The sequence below is a fragment of the Streptomyces sp. WAC 04229 genome (genome assembly GCF_003947455.1).
Lineage (GTDB): Bacteria > Actinomycetota > Actinomycetes > Streptomycetales > Streptomycetaceae > Streptomyces.
The window spans coordinates 84,147-102,733 of the sequence record NZ_QHJH01000001.1; the positions used below are offsets into that span (position 1 = coordinate 84,147).

General features: G+C 71.8%; 10 protein-coding genes. 9 read left to right on the plus strand and 1 reads right to left on the minus strand.

Features of this window, described 5'->3' with window-relative positions; genetic code table 11:
* Positions 1 to 264: 264 nt before the first annotated feature.
* From DMH12_RS00380 to DMH12_RS00390, 3 genes are all read left to right on the plus strand, one after another.
* The gene (locus DMH12_RS00380) at positions 265 to 2,313 is read left to right on the plus strand and encodes a M4 family metallopeptidase (protein ID WP_185832070.1); all 2,049 of its coding nucleotides are present in this window, start codon (positions 265 to 267) and stop codon (positions 2,311 to 2,313) included.
* Positions 2,314 to 2,616: 303 nt separating this feature from the next.
* Positions 2,617 to 4,254 (plus strand): M4 family metallopeptidase, encoded by a 1,638-nt coding sequence (locus tag DMH12_RS00385; RefSeq protein WP_125489475.1) that lies wholly within the window; start codon positions 2,617 to 2,619, stop codon positions 4,252 to 4,254.
* A 70-nt stretch (positions 4,255 to 4,324) separates the two neighbouring features.
* Complete coding sequence (locus DMH12_RS00390; protein ID WP_125489476.1) at positions 4,325 to 4,831, plus strand: DUF1990 family protein; 507 nt, start codon at positions 4,325 to 4,327, stop codon at positions 4,829 to 4,831.
* 37 nt (positions 4,832 to 4,868) lie between these two features.
* Here the strand turns inward: DMH12_RS00390 and DMH12_RS00395 are convergent, their stop codons facing one another.
* A complete protein-coding gene (locus DMH12_RS00395) occupies positions 4,869 to 7,487 on the minus strand; it encodes a glycosyltransferase family 1 protein (protein ID WP_185832071.1) in 2,619 nt (872 codons plus the stop codon).
* A gap of 414 nt (positions 7,488 to 7,901) precedes the next feature.
* Between DMH12_RS00395 and DMH12_RS00400 the strand changes: the two genes are divergently transcribed.
* The 6 genes from DMH12_RS00400 to DMH12_RS00425 all read left to right on the plus strand — a co-directional run bounded on the left by DMH12_RS00400 (position 7,902) and on the right by DMH12_RS00425 (position 18,488).
* Positions 7,902 to 9,950, plus strand: a complete 2,049-nt coding sequence (locus DMH12_RS00400; protein ID WP_125489478.1) for an alpha-1,4-glucan--maltose-1-phosphate maltosyltransferase — start codon at positions 7,902 to 7,904, stop codon at positions 9,948 to 9,950.
* Positions 9,947 to 11,665: a maltose alpha-D-glucosyltransferase gene (gene treS, locus DMH12_RS00405; RefSeq protein WP_125489479.1), complete on the plus strand. Its 1,719-nt coding sequence runs from the start codon at positions 9,947 to 9,949 to the stop codon at positions 11,663 to 11,665. Before DMH12_RS00400 ends, treS begins: the two co-directional genes overlap by 4 nt.
* A 28-nt stretch (positions 11,666 to 11,693) precedes the next feature.
* The gene (locus tag DMH12_RS00410) at positions 11,694 to 13,055 is read left to right on the plus strand and encodes a maltokinase N-terminal cap-like domain-containing protein (protein WP_125489480.1); all 1,362 of its coding nucleotides are present in this window, start codon (positions 11,694 to 11,696) and stop codon (positions 13,053 to 13,055) included.
* A gap of 3 nt (positions 13,056 to 13,058) precedes the next feature.
* Positions 13,059 to 15,281: a 1,4-alpha-glucan branching protein GlgB gene (gene glgB / locus DMH12_RS00415; RefSeq protein ID WP_125489481.1), complete on the plus strand. Its 2,223-nt coding sequence runs from the start codon at positions 13,059 to 13,061 to the stop codon at positions 15,279 to 15,281.
* A gap of 72 nt (positions 15,282 to 15,353) precedes the next feature.
* Positions 15,354 to 16,445, plus strand: coding sequence for a glutamate--cysteine ligase (locus tag DMH12_RS00420; RefSeq protein ID WP_125489482.1), 1,092 nt, complete (start codon positions 15,354 to 15,356; stop codon positions 16,443 to 16,445).
* A gap of 132 nt (positions 16,446 to 16,577) precedes the next feature.
* Positions 16,578 to 18,488 (plus strand): long-chain fatty acid--CoA ligase, encoded by a 1,911-nt coding sequence (locus tag DMH12_RS00425; protein ID WP_125489483.1) that lies wholly within the window; start codon positions 16,578 to 16,580, stop codon positions 18,486 to 18,488.
* The last annotated feature ends 99 nt before the right edge of the window (positions 18,489 to 18,587 follow it).

The window sequence follows — 18,587 nt, forward strand, 5'->3', positions numbered from 1 at the left end:
CGACGGTTCCGTTTATCGAACGTGAACTCCCGGTCAACGAACCATTTCCAGCCAACTTACTGACGCGCTCCTGACAAAGAGGGCGTGCTCCTGCCACTCTTCCGTCGGTCCCTTCACAGCGCCCCCACAGCTTCCTCACGAGCGTTGTGCGGCGACCAGCTCCCGCACGTGATCTCTGCGTATCGCACAGTTCCGCCCGGCCGGCCACCCGCCGACCGGTCTCCCCTGGCCGCGCACCCCGCGGCCACGCAGAAGGAGTCGGTGTTGAGCAGCAGTTCTCCCCACAGACGCACCTCCCACACCACGTCCCACACCCCCTCCCGCGTCGCGCACCGGCGTGCCGCGGCGGTCGCGCTGGCCGGTGTCGCCGCGCTGATCGCCACCGCGGTGCAGTCCGGCGCCGCCACCGCCGCGCCCGCCCAGGCCCCCGCACCGGGTGCCGAGTCGGTCACGCTGACCCCGGCCCAGCGCGCCGAGCTGATCCGCGACGCCAACGCCACCAAGGCCGAGACGGCCGGCGACCTGGGCCTGGGCGCCAAGGAGAAGCTGGTCGTCCGCGACGTGGTCAAGGACCGCGACGGCACGCTGCACACCCGCTACGAGCGGACCTACGACGGGCTGCCCGTCCTCGGCGGCGACCTGGTCGTGACCAGCGACGCCGGGACGACCGAGCGGGTCGTGAAGGCCACGTCCAAGGCGATCAGGCCGGCCACGGTGACGCCGAAGATATCCGCCGGCAAGGCGGAGCAGCAGGCCGTGTCCGTCGCGAAGGCCGCCGGAGCCGAGGGGGCTCAGGCCGACCGGGCCCCGCGCAAGGTGGTCTGGGCGGCGCAGGGCACCCCGGTCCTGGCGTACGAGACGGTCGTGGGCGGCCTCCAGGAGGACGGCACCCCGAACGAGCTGCACGTGATCACCGACGCCGCCACCGGCGCCAAGCTCTTCGAGTACCAGGCGATCCACAACGGCACCGGCAACACCATGTACAGCGGCACGGTGACGCTGGGCACCGCCCAGTCCGGGTCGTCGTACACGCTGACCGACACCACGCGCGGCAACCACAAGACGTACAACCTCAACCGAGGCACGTCCGGCACCGGCACGCTCTTCTCCGGCCCCGACGACGTGTGGGGCAACGGCCAGGCCTCCAACGCCGAGACCGCCGGCGCCGACGCCCACTACGGGGCCGCGCTGACCTGGGACTACTACAAGAACGTCCAGGGCCGCTCGGGCATCCGCGGCGACGGGGTGGGCGCCTACTCCCGCGTCCACTACGGCAACAACTACGTCAACGCCTTCTGGTCGGACAGCTGCTTCTGCATGACGTACGGCGACGGTTCGGGCAACGCCAACCCGCTGACGTCGATCGACGTGGCCGCGCACGAGATGACGCACGGCGTCACCTCCAACACCGCGGGCCTGATCTACAGCGGCGAGTCCGGCGGTCTCAACGAGGCCACCTCGGACATCTTCGGCGCGGCCGTCGAGTTCCACGCGAACAACTCCAGCGACGTCGGTGACTACCTCATCGGCGAGGAGATCGACATCAACGGCGACGGCACGCCGCTGCGCTACATGGACAAGCCGAGCAAGGACGGCGCGTCCAAGGACGCCTGGTACTCGGGGATCGGCAACATCGACGTCCACTACTCGTCGGGCCCGGCCAACCACTTCTTCTACCTGCTGAGCGAGGGCAGCGGCACCAAGACCATCAACGGTGTCACCTACGACTCGCCCACCTCGGACGGCCTCCCGGTCACCGGCATCGGCCGCGACAAGGCGGCGAAGATCTGGTTCCGCGCGCTGACCACGAAGTTCACGTCGACGACGAACTACGCGGCGGCCCGCACCGGCACCCTCGCCGCCGCCGGTGAGCTGTACGGCACCGACAGCACCGAGTACAAGCGGGTGCAGGACGCGTGGGCGGGCATCAACGTCGGCGCCCGCTCCGGCGGCGGCGGTGGCGGCACCTCCTTCGAGAACGCCGCCGACGTGGCGATCCCGGACAACGGCGCGGCGGTCACCTCGTCGGTCACCGTGACGGGACGGGCGGGCAACGCGCCGGCCAACCTCCAGGCGGCGGTGGACATCGTGCACACCTGGCGCGGTGACCTGGTGGTCGACCTGCTGGCCCCGGACGGGACCGCGTACCGCCTGAAGAACTCCAGCTCCTCCGACTCGGCGGACAACGTGAACCAGACGTACACGGTGAACGCCTCCTCGGAGACCGCCAACGGCACCTGGAAGCTGCGCGTCCAGGACGTGGCGGCCCGCGACACCGGCTACATCAACTCCTTCAAGCTCACCTTCCCGTAGGCCCGCACGCGGGTCCCCACGGTCAGGGCGCCGTCCCGGTGGTTCGAATCCCCGGGGCGGCGCCCTCCCGCGTCCGCCCTCTTTTTGCCAAGGCCATACGCGCCGAGGGTTGCCGCTTTGCCGAGGTCACACGGGTTCACACACCCGCAACATTCACCCGGACGTCAACTTTCGGCCAACATCATTCGACCCTCCTGACATGTACGCGCCCTCGGTGTCAGTCTTCGGTGATCCGCCGCACAACTTCGCAGCCAACTCCGGCCGGACCCCACGCCGACCGGATCCCCCACCGAAGGAGTCTGTGTGTCCCCCCACATCGCGCGCCACAAGCGCACCGCGCTCGCCCTCGCCACCGCGGTCGCCGCCGGCGCACTGCTCAGCACCGCACTGGGCGCGGGCAGCGCCACCGCGAGCCCCGCCCTCCCGGGCGCGCCCCTCCTGCTGTCGGACACCGCCCGCACCGCGCTCATCCAGGAGCAGCAGGCCGGCGCGGCCGGCACCGCGCGCGAGATAGGCCTCGGCGCCAAGGAGAAGCTGGTCGTCAAGGACGTGGTCAAGGACCGCGACGGCACCGTGCACACCCGCTACGAGCGCACCTACGACGGACTGCCCGTCCTCGGCGGAGACCTCGTGGTGCACCGCTCGGAGTCCGGCGCGGCCGAGGGCGTGACCAGAGCGACGAAGGCCGCCGTCGAGGTCGCCACCGTGACGCCGAAGGTCGACGCGGCCAAGGCCGAGCGGCAGGCGCTGTCCGCCGCCAAGGACGCCGGCTCGTCGAAGACGGCGGCCGACGCCGCGCCCCGCAAGGTGATCTGGGCGGCCACCGGCAAGCCGGTCCTCGCCTACGAGACGGTGGTCGGCGGCCTCCAGGACGACGGCACCCCGAACGAGCTGCACGTGATCACCGACGCCGCCACCGGCGCCAAGCTGTACGAGTACCAGGGCATCGAGACCGGCTCCGGCAAGAGCCTGTACTCGGGCGAGGTAACCCTCGGCACCACCAAGTCGGGTTCGTCGTACCAGCTGTACGACACCGGACGCGGCGGCCACAAGACGTACAACCTCAACCGGGGCACGTCCGGCACCGGCACCCTGTTCACCGACGCGGACGACGCGTGGGGCACCGGCACCGCCTCCGCCGACGCCAAGGACCAGACCGCCGCCGTCGACGCCGCCTACGGCGCGCAGACCACGTGGGACTTCTACAAGGACACCTTCGGCCGCAGCGGCATCAAGAACGACGGCAAGGCGGCCTACTCCCGCGTCCACTACGGCAACAACTACGTCAACGCCTTCTGGTCCGACGCCTGCTTCTGCATGACCTACGGCGACGGCACGGGCAACACCAACCCGCTCACCTCGCTGGACGTCGCCGGGCACGAGATGAGCCACGGCGTCACCTCCAACACCGCGGGCCTCAACTACAGCGGCGAGTCCGGCGGCCTCAACGAGGCGACCAGCGACATCTTCGGCACCGGGGTGGAGTACTTCGCGAAGAACTCCGCCGACAAGGGCGACTACCTCATCGGCGAGAAGATCGACATCAACGGCGACGGCACCCCGCTGCGCCACATGGACAAGCCCAGCAAGGACGGCGCGTCCAAGGACTACTGGTCCTCCGGCCTCGGCGGCGTCGACGTGCACTACTCCTCGGGCCCGGCCAACCACTTCTTCTTCCTGCTGGCCGAGGGCAGCGGGGCGCGCACGGTCGACGGGGTGGCGTACGACTCGCCGACCTCCGACGGCTCCACCGTCACCGGCATCGGCCGCGAGAAGGCGCTGCAGATCTGGTACAAGGCGCTGACCACGTACATGACGTCGACGACGAATTACAAAGCGGCCCGCACCGCCACCCTGAGCGCGGCGTCCGACCTGTACGGGGCCGACAGCACCGAGTACAAGACGGTGGGCGCGGCCTGGACCGCGATCAACGTGAGCTGACCGGCCCCAACACGCGGCGGACGGCACCCGGGACCAGTGGTTCCCGGGTGCCGTCCTAGTCTTGGTGCCCATGTCCTTCACGTACGACGACGTCGGCGCCACCCGCGAGCAGGGCCACTGCCCGCCCGGCTTCCGCCATATGCACGTACGCACCCGCCTCGGTGAGGGCGAACCGGTGTTCCAGCGCGCCGTGGAGGCCGTACTCACCTGGGAGATGCACCGGGAGATGGGCGTCGGCATCGACGCGAGCGCGGAACGGGCCGCGCCGGGCGTCGACGTCACCGTCACCCTCGCCGGGATGATCAAGGCACCCTGCCGGGTGGTGTGGACACTGGACGAGCCCCGCCGGGCCGGCTGGGCCTACGGCACGCTGCCCGGTCACCCGGAGTCCGGCGAGGAGGCCTTCGTGGTGGACCGCACCGGTGACGGCACGGTCTGGCTCACGGTGAGCGCCTTCAGCCGGCCCGCCAAGTGGTACGCCAAGGCCGGCGGCCCGGCCGCCCGGGCCTTCCAGCACGCCTACGCCCGCCGGTGCGGCAGCGTGCTGCGACGGCTGAGCGGCGGCGACGAGGACTGAACGCCCCGCCCGGCCGCCGCCGCCCGGCCGTCCGGGCTCACCTCATCAGCAGCCCCGCCGCCTGGGCCAGGTCGTCGGACGGCACCGCCACGAGCCCCGTCTCCGCGCCGGAGGCCAGCAGGCGGTGCGCGGGCAGCACGCGGACCGTGTAGCCGAACGGGCCGGTGCGGTCCAGGGCCAGCGGGCCCTCGTACACCCAGCGGCCCTCCATGTCGGGCCCGCCCACCGGCTTCAGCGGCACCTTCGACGCGTCGGTGATCCGGTCCTCGGAGTCCACCCGCCCGGAGACCGCCTGCACCTCGACGTCCTCCGGCGCGAGATCGCCCAGCTTCACCCGCACCCGCAGCCCGAGCGTCGAGCCCAGCTCCGCCAGCGCGGTGGCGGAGCCCGTCTCCACGTGGTCGACGCTCACGCCGGGCCAGGCGGCCCGTACCCGGGTCTTCCACTCCGCGAGGCCGCGGGCGGAGTCCGGGTCCATCGCGCGGTGGGCCTCGGCGGCCGGGGCGTAGAGCCGCTCGACGTACTCGCGGACCATGCGGCCGGCCAGCACCTTCGGACCCAGCAGGCTGAGGGTCCTGCGGACCATCTCGATCCACCGGTCCGGCAGCCCGCTCGCCGCCCGCTCGTAGAAGCGGGGGGCCACCCGCTGCTCCAGCAGGTCGTAGAGGGCGGCGGCCTCTATGGCGTCGCGCCGGTCCGGGTCGGTTCCCGGGCCGTCGGCGGTGGGGATCGCCCAGCCGAAGTCGGGCTGGAACCACTCGTCCCACCAGCCGTCGAGGACCGACAGGTTGAGGCAGCCGTTGAGCGCCGCCTTCATGCCGGAGGTGCCGCACGCCTCCAGGGGCCGCAGGGGGTTGTTCAGCCAGATGTCGCAGCCCGGGTAGAGCTTCTGCGCCATCGCCATGCCGTAGTCGGGCAGGAACACGATGCGGTGCCGCACCCGCGGGTCGTCCGCGAACCGCACCAGCTCCTGGACCAGCCGCTTGCCGCCGTCGTCGGCCGGGTGCGCCTTGCCGGCGACGACGATCTGGATCGGCCGCTCCGGGTGGAGCAGCAGGTCCATCAGCCGGTCGCGGTCGCGCAGCATCAGCGTCAGCCGCTTGTACGACGGGACGCGCCGCGCGAAGCCGATGGTGAGCACGTCAGGGTCGAGGACGTCGTCGATCCAGCCCAGCTCCGCGGTGCCGGCGCCGCGCTGCCGCCAGGAGGCGCGCAGCCGCTCCCGCACCTCCTCGACCAACTGCTCGCGCAGGGTGCGGCGCAGCTCCCAGATGTCCTGGTCGGGGATGTCGGCGACCGAGTCCCAGCGGTCCGAGCCGCCGACGGCCAGGGCGTCCTCGGCCCGCTGCGCGCCGATCTGCCGGGCGCCGAGCCGGAACACCTCGGGCGCCACCCAGGTCGGGGCGTGCACGCCGTTGGTGACGGAGGTGATCGGCACCTCGTCGGCGTCGAAGCCGGGCCAGAGTCCGGCGAACATGGAGCGGCTGACTCCGCCGTGCAGCAGGGAGACGCCGTTGGCCCGCTGGGCGAGCCTGAGGCCCATCACGGCCATGTTGAACAGGTTGGGTTCGCCGCCGGGGTAGGTCTCCATGCCGAGCCGCAGGATGCGCTCCACGTCGATGCGCGGCAGTTCGGAGTCGGGGCCGAAGTGGCGGGCGACCAGCTCGCGGTCGAAGCGGTCGATGCCGGCCGGCACGGGGGTGTGGGTGGTGAACACGGTCCCGGCCCGCACCGCCTCCAGCGCCGACCCGAACTCAAGGCCCTCGTCGCAGAGTTCGGCGATGCGTTCCAGCCCCAGGAAGCCCGCGTGGCCCTCATTGGTGTGGAACACCTCGGGACCGGCGTGGCCGGTGAGCCGGCAGTACGTGCGCACCGCCCGGACACCTCCTATGCCGAGCAGCATCTCCTGGAGGAGCCGGTGCTCGCTGCCGCCGCCGTAGAGCCGGTCGGTGACGCCCCGTTCGCCGAGGTCGTTCTCCTCGACGTCCGAGTCGAGGAGCAGCAGGGGCACCCGGCCGACCTGGGCCAGCCAGACACGCGCCCGCAGCTCCCGGCCGCCGGGCAGCGCGAGGGCGACGTGGGCCGGGGTGCCGTCGGGCTCCTTGAGGAGGGCCAGGGGCAGCTCGTGGGGGTCGAGGACGGGGTAGTGCTCCTGCTGCCAGCCGTCCCGGGAGAGGGACTGCCGGAAGTAGCCGTGCCGGTAGAGCAGGCCGACGCCGATGAGCGGCACGCCCAGGTCGCTGGCCGCCTTGAGGTGGTCGCCGGCCAGGATGCCGAGCCCCCCGGAGTACTGGGGCAGGGCGGCGGTGATGCCGAACTCGGGCGAGAAGTAGGCGACGGCGGCGGGCAGTCGGCCGGACTGGGCCTGGTACCAGCGGTCACCGGTCAGGTAGTGGTCGAGGTCGTCGGCCACCGCGGTCAGCCGGCGCAGGAAGCGCCGGTCCTCGGCCAGCTCCGCGAGGCGGGCGGGCGGCACGGTGCCGAGCAGTCTCACCGGGTCGCGGCCGGACGTGGCCCAGCTCGCGGGGTCGACGGACTGGAAGAGGTCACGGGTCTCCGGGTGCCAGGACCAGCGCAGATTGCGGGCCAGGTCACTGAGCGGCCGGAGGGGGTCGGGGAGAACGGGACGGACGGTCAGTCGACGGATCGCCTTCACCTCCACGACGTTACCGGGGCGATGTGTCCCTCGCCGGGGGCTTCGCCCGCCAACCTCCGATTCGGCCTGAACGGCCTCCCCGGCAAACGCCGGACGGGCTAATGCGGGCCGGCCCGGCGATATGGCCGGATCTCCTCCCGTCGGCCTTCTTGTGGCACTTCGCCCCCGCGCGAAAGGCTGCACATGTCGCGAAGGCGCTGATTGCGGCAACGGCATCCGGGAAGGCGTTGGGACAGGCCCGTCGTGCGTGTCGGCGCGTCATGTATGTCGACATACGCGCGAGTAGTTAACAAAGTGCCGGATTGCCCCCCAGAAGAGTGTGGGAAGGCTCCTGCGGTACGCCCCGCACGAACCCGCAGGACCCACCTCCCCAGAGTCATCCGCCCACCCATGTTGACGCGGACAGGAGCGGTCATGCCCGCCACGCACCACTCGTCACCGACCGAGCCGGACAGCACCGGCGCCGACCGGACCACCTCTGTCGGACGCATCCCCGTCCTGGACGTGCGCCCGGCCGTCCGGCAGGGACGCCGGCCCGCCAAGGCCGTCACCGGCGAGTCCTTCGAGGTCTCCGCCACCGTGTTCCGGGAGGGCCACGACGCGGTCGCCGCCAACGTCGTCCTCCGAGATCCGCGGGGCCGGCCGGGGCCCTGGACGCCGATGCGGGAGCTGGCGCCGGGCACCGACCGCTGGGGGGCGACCGTCACCGCGGGCGAGCCCGGCACGTGGTCGTACACCGTGGAGGCGTGGGGCGACCCGGTCTCCACCTGGCGGCACCACGCGCGCATCAAGATCCCGGCCGGCATCGACACCGGCCTGGTCCTCGACGAGGGGGCCCGGCTGTACGAGCGTGCCGCCGCCGACGTGCCCGGGAGCGAGGACCGGCGGGTGCTGCTGGCCGCCGTCGAGGCACTGCGGGACGAGACCCGGCCGGCCGCCACCCGGCTGGCGGCGGCGTTGACGCCGGAGGTGGACGCGGTGCTGGCCCGCCATCCGCTGCGGGAACTGGTCACCTCCTCCGACCCGATGCCCCTGCTGGTCGAACGCGAACGCGCCCTGTACGGCGCCTGGTACGAGTTCTTCCCCCGCTCCGAGGGCACCCCCGAACAGCCCCACGGCACCTTCCGCACCGCCGCCCGCCGCCTGCCCGCCATCGCCGCGATGGGCTTCGACGTCGTCTACCTCCCGCCCGTCCACCCCATCGGCACCACCCACCGCAAAGGCCGCAACAACACCCTCTCCGCCACCCCCGACGACGTCGGCGTCCCCTGGGCCATCGGCTCCCCCGAAGGCGGCCACGACACCCTCCACCCCGCCCTGGGCACCTTCGACGACTTCGACCACTTCGTACGCACCGCCGCCCAGCACGGCCTCGAAGTCGCCCTCGACTTCGCCCTCCAGTGCTCCCCCGACCACCCCTGGGTCCACAAACACCCCGACTGGTTCCACCACCGCCCCGACGGCACCATCGCCTACGCCGAGAACCCGCCCAAGAAGTACCAGGACATCTACCCCGTCGCCTTCGACGCCGACCTCGACGGCCTCGTCACCGAGACCGTCCGCGTCCTGCGCCTGTGGATGGACCACGGGGTGCGCATCTTCCGCGTCGACAACCCCCACACCAAACCCGTCGTGTTCTGGGAACGCGTCATCGGCGAGATCAACCGCGCCGACCCCGACGTCATCTTCCTGGCCGAGGCCTTCACCCGCCCCGCGATGATGCACACCCTCGCCCAGATCGGCTTCCAGCAGTCCTACACCTACTTCACCTGGCGCAACACCAAGCAGGAACTGACCGAGTACCTCACCGAACTCACGGGGGACGCCGCCTCCTACATGCGGCCCAACTTCTTCGCCAACACCCCCGACATCCTGCACGCCTACCTCCAGACCGGCGGCCGCCCCGCCTTCGAGGTCCGCGCCGTCCTCGCCGCCACCCTCTCCCCCACCTGGGGCATCTACAGCGGCTACGAACTGTGTGAACACACCCCCCTGCGCGAAGGCAGCGAGGAATACCTCGACTCCGAGAAGTACCAGCTCAAACCCCGCGACTGGGCCGCCGCCGCCCGCGAGGGCCGCACCATCGCCCCCCTCGTCACCAAGCTCAACACCATCCGGCGCGACCATCCCGCGCTGCACCGGCTGCGCAACCTCCGCTTCCACCGGACCGACAACGACGCGCTGATCGCGTACAGCAAGCGCCTCGGGTCCGACGCCGTCCTGGTGGTCGCCAACCTCGATCCGCATCGCACCCAGGAGGCCACGATCTCCCTCGACATGCCGCAGCTCGGCCTGGACTGGCACGAGACCGTGCCCGTCCACGACGAACTCACGGGTCAGACCTACCACTGGGGCCGGACGAACTACGTGCGCCTGGAGCCCGGCAGGGCCCCCGCCCACGTCTTCCACGTCCGCCGGCCGTCCGCCGCCGCACCCCAGAACGGAGGGTCAGGAGCCTCATGACCGTCAACGAGCCCGTGCCGGACACCTTCGAGGACACCCCGGCCAAGGACCGCGACCCGGACTGGTTCAAACGAGCCGTCTTCTACGAGGTCCTCGTCCGCTCCTTCCAGGACAGCAACGGGGACGGCGTCGGCGACCTCAAGGGACTGACCGCCAAGCTGGACTACCTGCAATGGCTGGGCGTGGACTGCCTCTGGCTCCCGCCCTTCTTCAAGTCACCGCTGCGCGACGGCGGCTACGACGTCTCCGACTACACCGCCGTCCTCCCCGAGTTCGGCGACCTCGCCGACTTCGTCGAGTTCGTCGACGCCGCCCACCAGCGCGGCATGCGCGTCATCATCGACTTCGTCATGAACCACACCAGCGACCAGCACCCGTGGTTCCAGGAGTCCCGCAAGAACCCCGACGGCCCCTACGGCGACTACTACGTCTGGGCCGACGACGACACCCAGTACGCGGACGCCCGCATCATCTTCGTCGACACCGAGGCGTCCAACTGGACCTACGACCCGGTCCGCGGCCAGTACTACTGGCACCGGTTCTTCTCCCACCAGCCGGACCTCAACTACGAGAACCCGGCCGTGCAGGAGGAGATGCTGGCCGCGCTGAAGTTCTGGCTCGATTTGGGCGTCGACGGCTACCGCCTCGACGCCGTTCCCTATCTGTACGCCGAAGACGGCACCAACTGCGAGAACCTGCCCGCCTCGCACGCCTTCCTCAAGCGCGTCCGCCGCGAGATCGACGCCCAGTACCCGGACACCGTGCTGCTGGCCGAGGCCAACCAGTGGCCCGAGGACGTGGTCGACTACTTCGGCGACTACGCCGCGGGCGGCGACGAGTGCCACATGGCGTTCCACTTCCCGGTCATGCCGCGCATCTTCATGGCGGTCAGAAGAGAGTCGCGCTATCCGGTCTCCGAGATCCTCGCCAAGACCCCGGCCATCCCGTCCGGCTGCCAGTGGGGCATCTTCCTGCGCAACCACGACGAGCTGACCCTGGAAATGGTCACCGACGAAGAGCGCGACTACATGTACGCGGAGTACGCCAAGGACCCGCGGATGCGCGCCAACATCGGCATCCGGCGGCGGCTCGCGACCCTGCTGGACAACGACCGCGACCAGATCGAGCTGTTCACCGCGCTGCTGCTCGCCCTGCCCGGCTCGCCGATCCTGTACTACGGCGACGAGATCGGCATGGGCGACAACATCTGGCTCGGCGACCGCGACGCGGTGCGCACCCCGATGCAGTGGACCCCGGACCGCAACGCCGGCTTCTCGACCTGTGACCCCGGGCGCCTCTACCTGCCGACGATCATGGACCCGGTCTACGGCTACCAGGTGACGAACGTCGAGGCGTCCATGGCCTCGCCCTCGTCGCTGCTGCACTGGACCCGGCGCATGATCGAGATCCGCAAGCAGAACCCGGCCTTCGGCCTGGGCACCTACACGGAACTGCCCTCCTCCAACCCGGCGGTCCTGGCCTTCCTGCGGGAGTACGAGGACGACCTGGTGCTGTGCGTGAACAACTTCGCGCGGTTCGCGCAGCCCACCGAACTGGACCTGCGCGAGTTCGCCGGACGCCACCCGGTCGAGCTGTTCGGCGAAGTCCGCTTCCCCGCCATCGGCGAGCTGCCGTACCTGCTGACCCTCGGGGGCCACGGCTTCTACTGGTTCCGGCTCACCCGAGTCGCATCCCGCATCGGCCGCCGCGCTTGAGCCTGGGCCGAGGAAAGGACGCGTCACCATGCCGAAGACCGCACCCCTGCGCACGAGACGCAGGCAACTCGCCGAGCCCATGGCGTCGCTCGGCGAGCTGCTGCGGGAGTGGCTGCCGCACCAGCGCTGGTTCGCCGGCAAGGACCGACCCGTCGCCGAGCTGGGTCTGCTGTCGATGACCGAGCTGTTCCCGGGCTGTCTGCACCTCCTGGTGCACACCGGACAGGGCCCCGCGCCCGCCCCGGGCGGCGCCCCCTCGGCCGGGGACTGCTACCAACTGCTGCTCGGCGTACGCGAGCAGCCGTCGCCGCGCCTGGGCCGGGCGATCATCGGTCAGGTACAGGACGGTCCGCTGGCCGGGCGGACGGTCTACGACGCGCTGCACGATCCGCGCACCGCGCAGCTCCTCCTGGAACGGCTGCGGCACCCCGGCAAGGCGGGACCGCTGCGCTTCGAGTCCGACCCCGCGCGGCCGGTGCCCGGCGGACTCGCGCCGCGCCTCCTGGACGCCGAGCAGTCCAACTCCTCGCTGATCTACGGCGACGAGTTCATCCTCAAGCTCTTCCGGCGCGTCCAGCCCGGCGTCAACCCCGACCTCGAGGTGCCGGACGCGCTGGCCCGCCAGGGCTGCGGGCGGGTTCCGGCGCCGGTGGCGTGGATGCGCACGACGCATCCCTACGAGGCGACCCTCGGCGTGCTCCAGCCGTTCCTGCACGACGCCTCCGACGGCTGGACCCTCTCCCTGAACGCGCTCGCGTCCGGGGACGACTTCACCGTGCAGGCCCACGAGCTGGGGCAGGCCATGGGGGACGTGCACCTGGCGCTGGCCTCCGCCTTCCCGGCCGGGGCTCCAGGGGAGAACAGCCGGACCGCGGCGGCGATGACCGAGCGGCTGACGGCCGCCGCGCACTGCGTCCCTGCGCTCCAGCCCTTCGTCCCGGGACTGCGGGCCGCCTTCGCCGCGCTGTCCACCTGCGACTCCGGACCGCCCGCCCAGCGCATCCACGGCGACCTGCACCTCGGGCAGGTGCTGCGGGCCGGCCGGGACTGGTTCGTCATCGACTTCGAGGGCGAACCGTCCCGCCCGCTGGCCGAACGGCGCAGCGCCCACTCCCCCGTCCGGGACATCGCGGGCATGCTGCGCTCCTTCGACTACGCAGCCCGGCAGCGTCGCCCCTGGCGCCCCGAGTGGGCGCGCCGCTGCCGGGAGGCGTTCTGCGCGGGCTACGCCGCCCGCGCGGGCTGGGACCCCCGTAAGAAGCACGGCCTGCTGCGCGCCTACGAGACGGACCGGGCCGTGTATGAGGTGCTGTACGAGGCGCGGCACCGCCCCGACTGGCTTCCCGTACCCATGGCGGCGATCGAACGACTCGCCGTGAGAGGAGACTGACCCGTGGCACTCCGCGACACCTCACTCCCCGAGCCGTCCGCACCCGTCCCGTCCACACCCGGCGCGCGCGGTACCGCCCCGCCGCTGGACCCCGCCGACCGGGGCCGCCTGCTGGCGGGCGCCCACCACGATCCGCACGCCCTGCTCGGTGCCCACCCGGTTCCCGGCGGGGTCGCCTTCCGGGTGTTGCGGCCCTTCGCCCGCGAGGTGAGCGTGGTCGTGGGCGGCGAGCGCCACGCCCTCGTCTCCGAGGAGGACGGCCTCTTCTCCGGTGTGCTGCCGCTGGCCTCGATTCCGGCGTACACCGTCGTCGTGGCGTACGAGGAGGGCGAGCACGAGGTCCACGACCCGTACCGCTTCCTGCCCGCCCTGGGCGAGCTGGACCTGCACCTGATCTCCGAGGGCCGGCACGAGGAGCTGTGGCGGGCGCTCGGTGCGGAGCCGATGAGCCACGAGGGCGTCACCGGCACCCGGTTCACGGTGTGGGCGCCGAACGCCCAGGGCGTGCGGGTCGCCACCGACTTCACGCACTGGGACGGCACCGCGTTCCCGATGCGCTCGCTGGGCTCGTCCGGGGTGTGGGAGCTGTTCCTGCCGGGCGTCGGAGAGGGCACCACGTACAAGTTCGAGATCCACTCGCGCCACGGCCAGCGGTTCCTCAAGGCCGACCCGATGGCCCGCGCGGCCGAGGAGCCGCCGAACACCGCGTCCGTGGTGACCGCCTCGCGGTACGAGTGGGGCGACGCGGAGTGGATGCGGACCCGGGCCGCCACGCCCGTGCACGAGGCGCCCTTCTCCGTCTACGAGGTCCACCTGGCGTCCTGGCGGCCGGGGCTCACCTACCGCGAGCTGGCCGAGGAGCTGCCCGCGTACGTCAAGGACCTGGGCTTCACCCACGTGGAGCTGATGCCGGTCGCCGAGCACCCCTACGGCCCGTCGTGGGGGTACCAGGTCACCGGTTTCTACGCGCCCACCGCGCGCCTCGGCTCGCCCGACGACTTCCGCTTCCTGGTCGACGCCCTGCACCGGGCCGGCCTCGGCGTGATCATGGACTGGGTGCCGGCGCACTTCCCGAAGGACGACTGGGCGCTGGGCCGCTTCGACGGGGAACCGCTGTACGAGCCCGGGGACTCCCGGCGCGCGGAGCACCCGGACTGGGGCACGTACACCTTCGACTTCGCCCGGACCGAGGTGCGCAACTTCCTCGTGGCGAACGCCGTGTACTGGTGCGAGGAGTTCCACATCGACGGGCTGCGGGTCGACGCGGTCGCCTCGATGCTCTACCTGGACTACTCGCGCGACTCCGGGCAGTGGGAGCCCAACCAGTACGGCGGCCGCGAGGACCTGGCGGCCATGGCGTTCCTCCAGGAGATGAACGCGACCGTCTACCGGCGCTGCCCCGGCGTGGTGACCATCGCCGAGGAGTCGACGGCCTGGGGCGGGGTGACCCGGCCCACCGACACCGGCGGGCTCGGCTTCGGCCTCAAGTGGAACATGGGCTGGATGCACGACTCGCTGGAGTACGCCGCGCACGAGCCGGTGCACCGCAAGTACCACCACCACGAGATGACGTTCTCGATGGTGTACGCGTACAGCGAGAACTACGTCCTGCCGATCTCCCACGACGAGGTGGTGCACGGCAAGCAGGCGCTGGTGTCGAAGATGCCGGGCGACTGGTGGCAGCGGCGGGCGAACGTGCGCGCCTACCTCGGCTTCATGTGGGCCCACCCCGGCAAGCAACTGCTCTTCATGGGACAGGAGTTCGCGCAGGGCGCCGAGTGGTCCCAGGAGCAGGGGCCGGAGTGGTGGCTGCTGGACGAGGGGTACCACTCGGCGGCCGACCACCGCGGGATCCAGGACCTGGTCCGCGAACTCAACACCCGCTACGCGCGCACCCCGGCGCTGTGGCAGCGGGACACCGACCCGGCCGGTTTCCGGTGGGTGGCGGTGGACGCGGCCGAGGACAACGTCTTCGCGTTCCTGCGGTTCGACGCGGACGGTGCGCCGCTGCTGGCGGTGTCGAACTTCTCCCCCGTCGTCCGGCACGAGTACCACCTGGCCGTTCCCGGCGAGGCCGTCGCCTGGCAGGAGGTGCTCAACACCGACGCCGGGGAGTACGGCGGCAGCGGGGTGACCAACCCCGGTCCGGTCAAGCCCGAGGACGGCGCCATCCGGATCACGCTGCCTCCGCTGGCCACGGTGTGGCTGATGCCGTACGCCCTGTGAGACGACCAGGTGTCCGACCGGCTGCCCGGGGCAGTCGGTGGGTCCCGGAAGCCCACAGAGAGGCGGCACCACGTGCGCACCGTCGGAGTGGAGGAGGAACTCCTCCTGGTCGACCCCGCGACCGGAGAGCCACGGGCGCTGTCCGCCGCCGTGCTGGCCAGGGCGTCGCTGGACGACGCCGGACAGGACGTGTTCGAGAAGGAACTGCACGAGCAGATGCTCGAGTTCGCCACCCATCCGCAGGCGGACATGGAGCGGCTGCACACGGAGATCGTCCGCTGCCGTGAGGAGGCGGGCCGGCACGCCGGGGGGATCGGGTGCGCCGTCGCCGCACTCGCCACCTCACCGCTGCCGGTGACCCCGTCCATCGGCGTGAACCGCCGCTACGAGTGGATGGCCGACCAGTACGGCGTCGTCGTCCAGGAGCAGCTGGTCCTCGGCTGCCACGTGCACGTCTCGGTCGGCTCCGACGAGGAGGGCGTCGCGGTCATCGACCGGGTGCGGCCCTGGCTGCCGCTGCTGACCGCGCTGAGCGCGAACTCCCCGTACTGGCAGGGGGAGGACTCCTCGTACAGCAGCTACCGCAGCCGGGTCTGGCAGCGGTGGCCGTCGGCCGGTCCGACGGAGCTGTTCGGTTCGGCCGAGCGCTACCACCGCCGGGTGGCGGACATGCTCGCCACGGGCACGATCCTCGACGACGGGATGGTCTACTTCGACGTCCGGCTCTCCCAGCGCTATCCGACGGTCGAGTTCCGGGTGGCGGACGTCTGCCTGGACGCGGGGACCGCGGTCGTCCTCGCCGCCCTCGCCCGCGCGCTGGTCGAGACGGCCGCCCGGCAGTGGCGCGCGGGCACCGAGCCGGACGGGCACAGCGTGAGTCTGCTCCGCCTGGCGGCCTGGCGGGCGGCCCGCTCCGGGCTGACGGAGGAGCTGCTGCACCCCGCGACGATGCGGCGGATGCCCGCCGCGGTGGTCGTACGGGCGCTGGTGCAGCACGTCGAGGAGGCGCTGGCCGACCACGGTGACCTCGACCGGGTGCGCGAGGGCGTCGAGACGCTGCTGCGCCACGGCAACGGCGCCCGGGTGCAGCGCGAGCTCTTCGAGCGCACGGGCAGTCTGCGTGAGGTCGTCACCGCGTGCGTGCGCCGGACCCAGGCGGCCTGAACCGAGATCACCGGGCGGACACACTTCTGCCGTCCCGGCCCCCCGCGGCCTGCGGCTCGGCTAGATTCCGAGCACCGCCGGCCACGGTACTCGTGGGTGGTGTCACCGTCCGTACACGTCAGGAGCCAGCGTATGCGCGACCTCGCTCCCGCTCCCCGGCCCGTCCCGCCGCTGACCGGCGGACTCGCCGACAGCCTCTTCGAGACGGCCGCCCGCACGCCGACCCTGCCGATGCTCGCGCGCCGCCGCGGTCCCGACTCCGCGGTCTGGGACGAGGTGACGGCGGTGGAGGTCCGCGACGAGGTGGTCGACCTGGCCAAGGGGCTGATAGCGAGCGGGATCCAGCCGGGCGACCGGGTGGCGATCCTGGCCCGTACCCGGTACGAGTGGACGGTCTTCAGCCACGCCCTGTGGACGGTGGGCGCCGAGGTCGTGCCGATCTACCCGACCTCCTCGCGCGACCAGGTCGAGTACATCCTTCGGGACGCCGGCTGTGTGGGCGTGCTGGTCGAGGACGAGCAGAGCGTGATGACCGTCGGCTCGGTGTGCGCGTCGCTGCCGGCCCTGCGGCACGTCTGGCAACTGGACGCGGGGGCGCTGGACGCGCTCGTGGCGCGCGGCGAGTACCTCCCGTTCGCCACCGTCGACTCCATGCGCCGCATCGTGCTGCCGGACTCCACTGCCGTCGTCGCCTACACCTCGGGGTCGTCGGGCCGGGCCATGGGCTGTGCGCTCAGCCACCGCGGGCTGGCCCTCCCCTGCGACACGCTGATCGCGGGCTGGGGCCACACGGTGGCGCCGGAGGGGGAGCAGGGCGCGGTCCTCGCCTACCTCCCCTTCGCGCACGTGTACGGGCTGATGATCCAGACCCTGTGTGTGCGGGGCGGGCTCCTGATGGCCCACGAACCCGCGATGACCGGCGAGGCGCTCTCCTCGGCCCTGCGTTCCTTCCGTCCGACGTATCTGTACGCCGTCCCGTCGGTGCTGGAGAAGCTCTACAAGACTTTCCTGCGCACGGCCCAGCAGGCGGGGCGCGGGGCCCTGTTCGAGCGGGCCGCCGGCACGGCGCGGGACTTCGCCGGGGCGCTGGAGCGCCAGCGGCTGGGCAGGGGGCCGGGGCCCGGCTTCGACCTGCGGCTCCAGCACGCCCTGTACGAGCGAACGGTGTACCGCCGGCTGCGGAACGCGCTGGGGGGACGGGTGCTGCGGGCGACGTCCGGCGGCTCGCCGCTCAGCCGCGAGCTGTCCCTCTTCTGGGAAGGCATCGGTGTCTACGTCCACGACGGCTACGGTCTGACGGAGACCAGCGGCGGACTGACGATGCAGCCACTGGGCCGGGAGAAGTCGGGCACCGTGGGGCAGCCGTTGCCCGGCGTGGAGATCCGGCTGGCCGACGACGGGGAGATCCTCGTGCGCGGGCCGTCGCTGTTCCAGGGGTACGTCGGCGACGAGGCCGCCACCCGCCAGGTGATGCGCGGGGGCTGGCTGGCCACCGGCGATCTCGGGCACCTGGACGACGAGAACTATCTGGCGATCACCGGCCGCAAGAAGGACGTCATCATCACCAGCGGCGGCAAGAGTGTCGCCCCGGCCGCCCTGGAGCAGCGGCTGCGGATGCACCCGCTGGTGCACCAGGCGGTGGTGGTCGGCGACAACCGGCCCTGTGTCGGTGCCCTGATCACACTGGACCCGGAGTTCCTGACGCACTGGCGGGCGGCGCTGGCCGCGCAGGGCGACACCGCGGCCCGTGAGGCACGCGAGGAGAACGCGCTGCGGGAGGAGGTCGCGCGGGCCGTGGCCGCCGCCAACAGCGCGGTGTCCCGCTCGGAGTCCATCCGGGTCTTCCGCGTCCTGCCGGAGCCCTTCGACGTGGCGAACGGGCTGCTCACCCCGTCGATGAAGCTGCGCCGGGACGAGATCGTGCGGACCTACGCCCTGGAGATCGACGCGATGTACGAGGCGCGCTCGCACCGCCGACCGCCGCAGCCGCCGCCCGAGGAGCCGGCCGGCTGGGAGGAGTCGGACAGCGTGTTCCTGCGCTGAACCGCGCCCGGGGGTGACAGGGCCGTCACCCCGGGTCGCACCGGCAGGACCGGGCACACCGACGCGAATGGCCTCGGCCGTCTCGGGAACTAACAAACG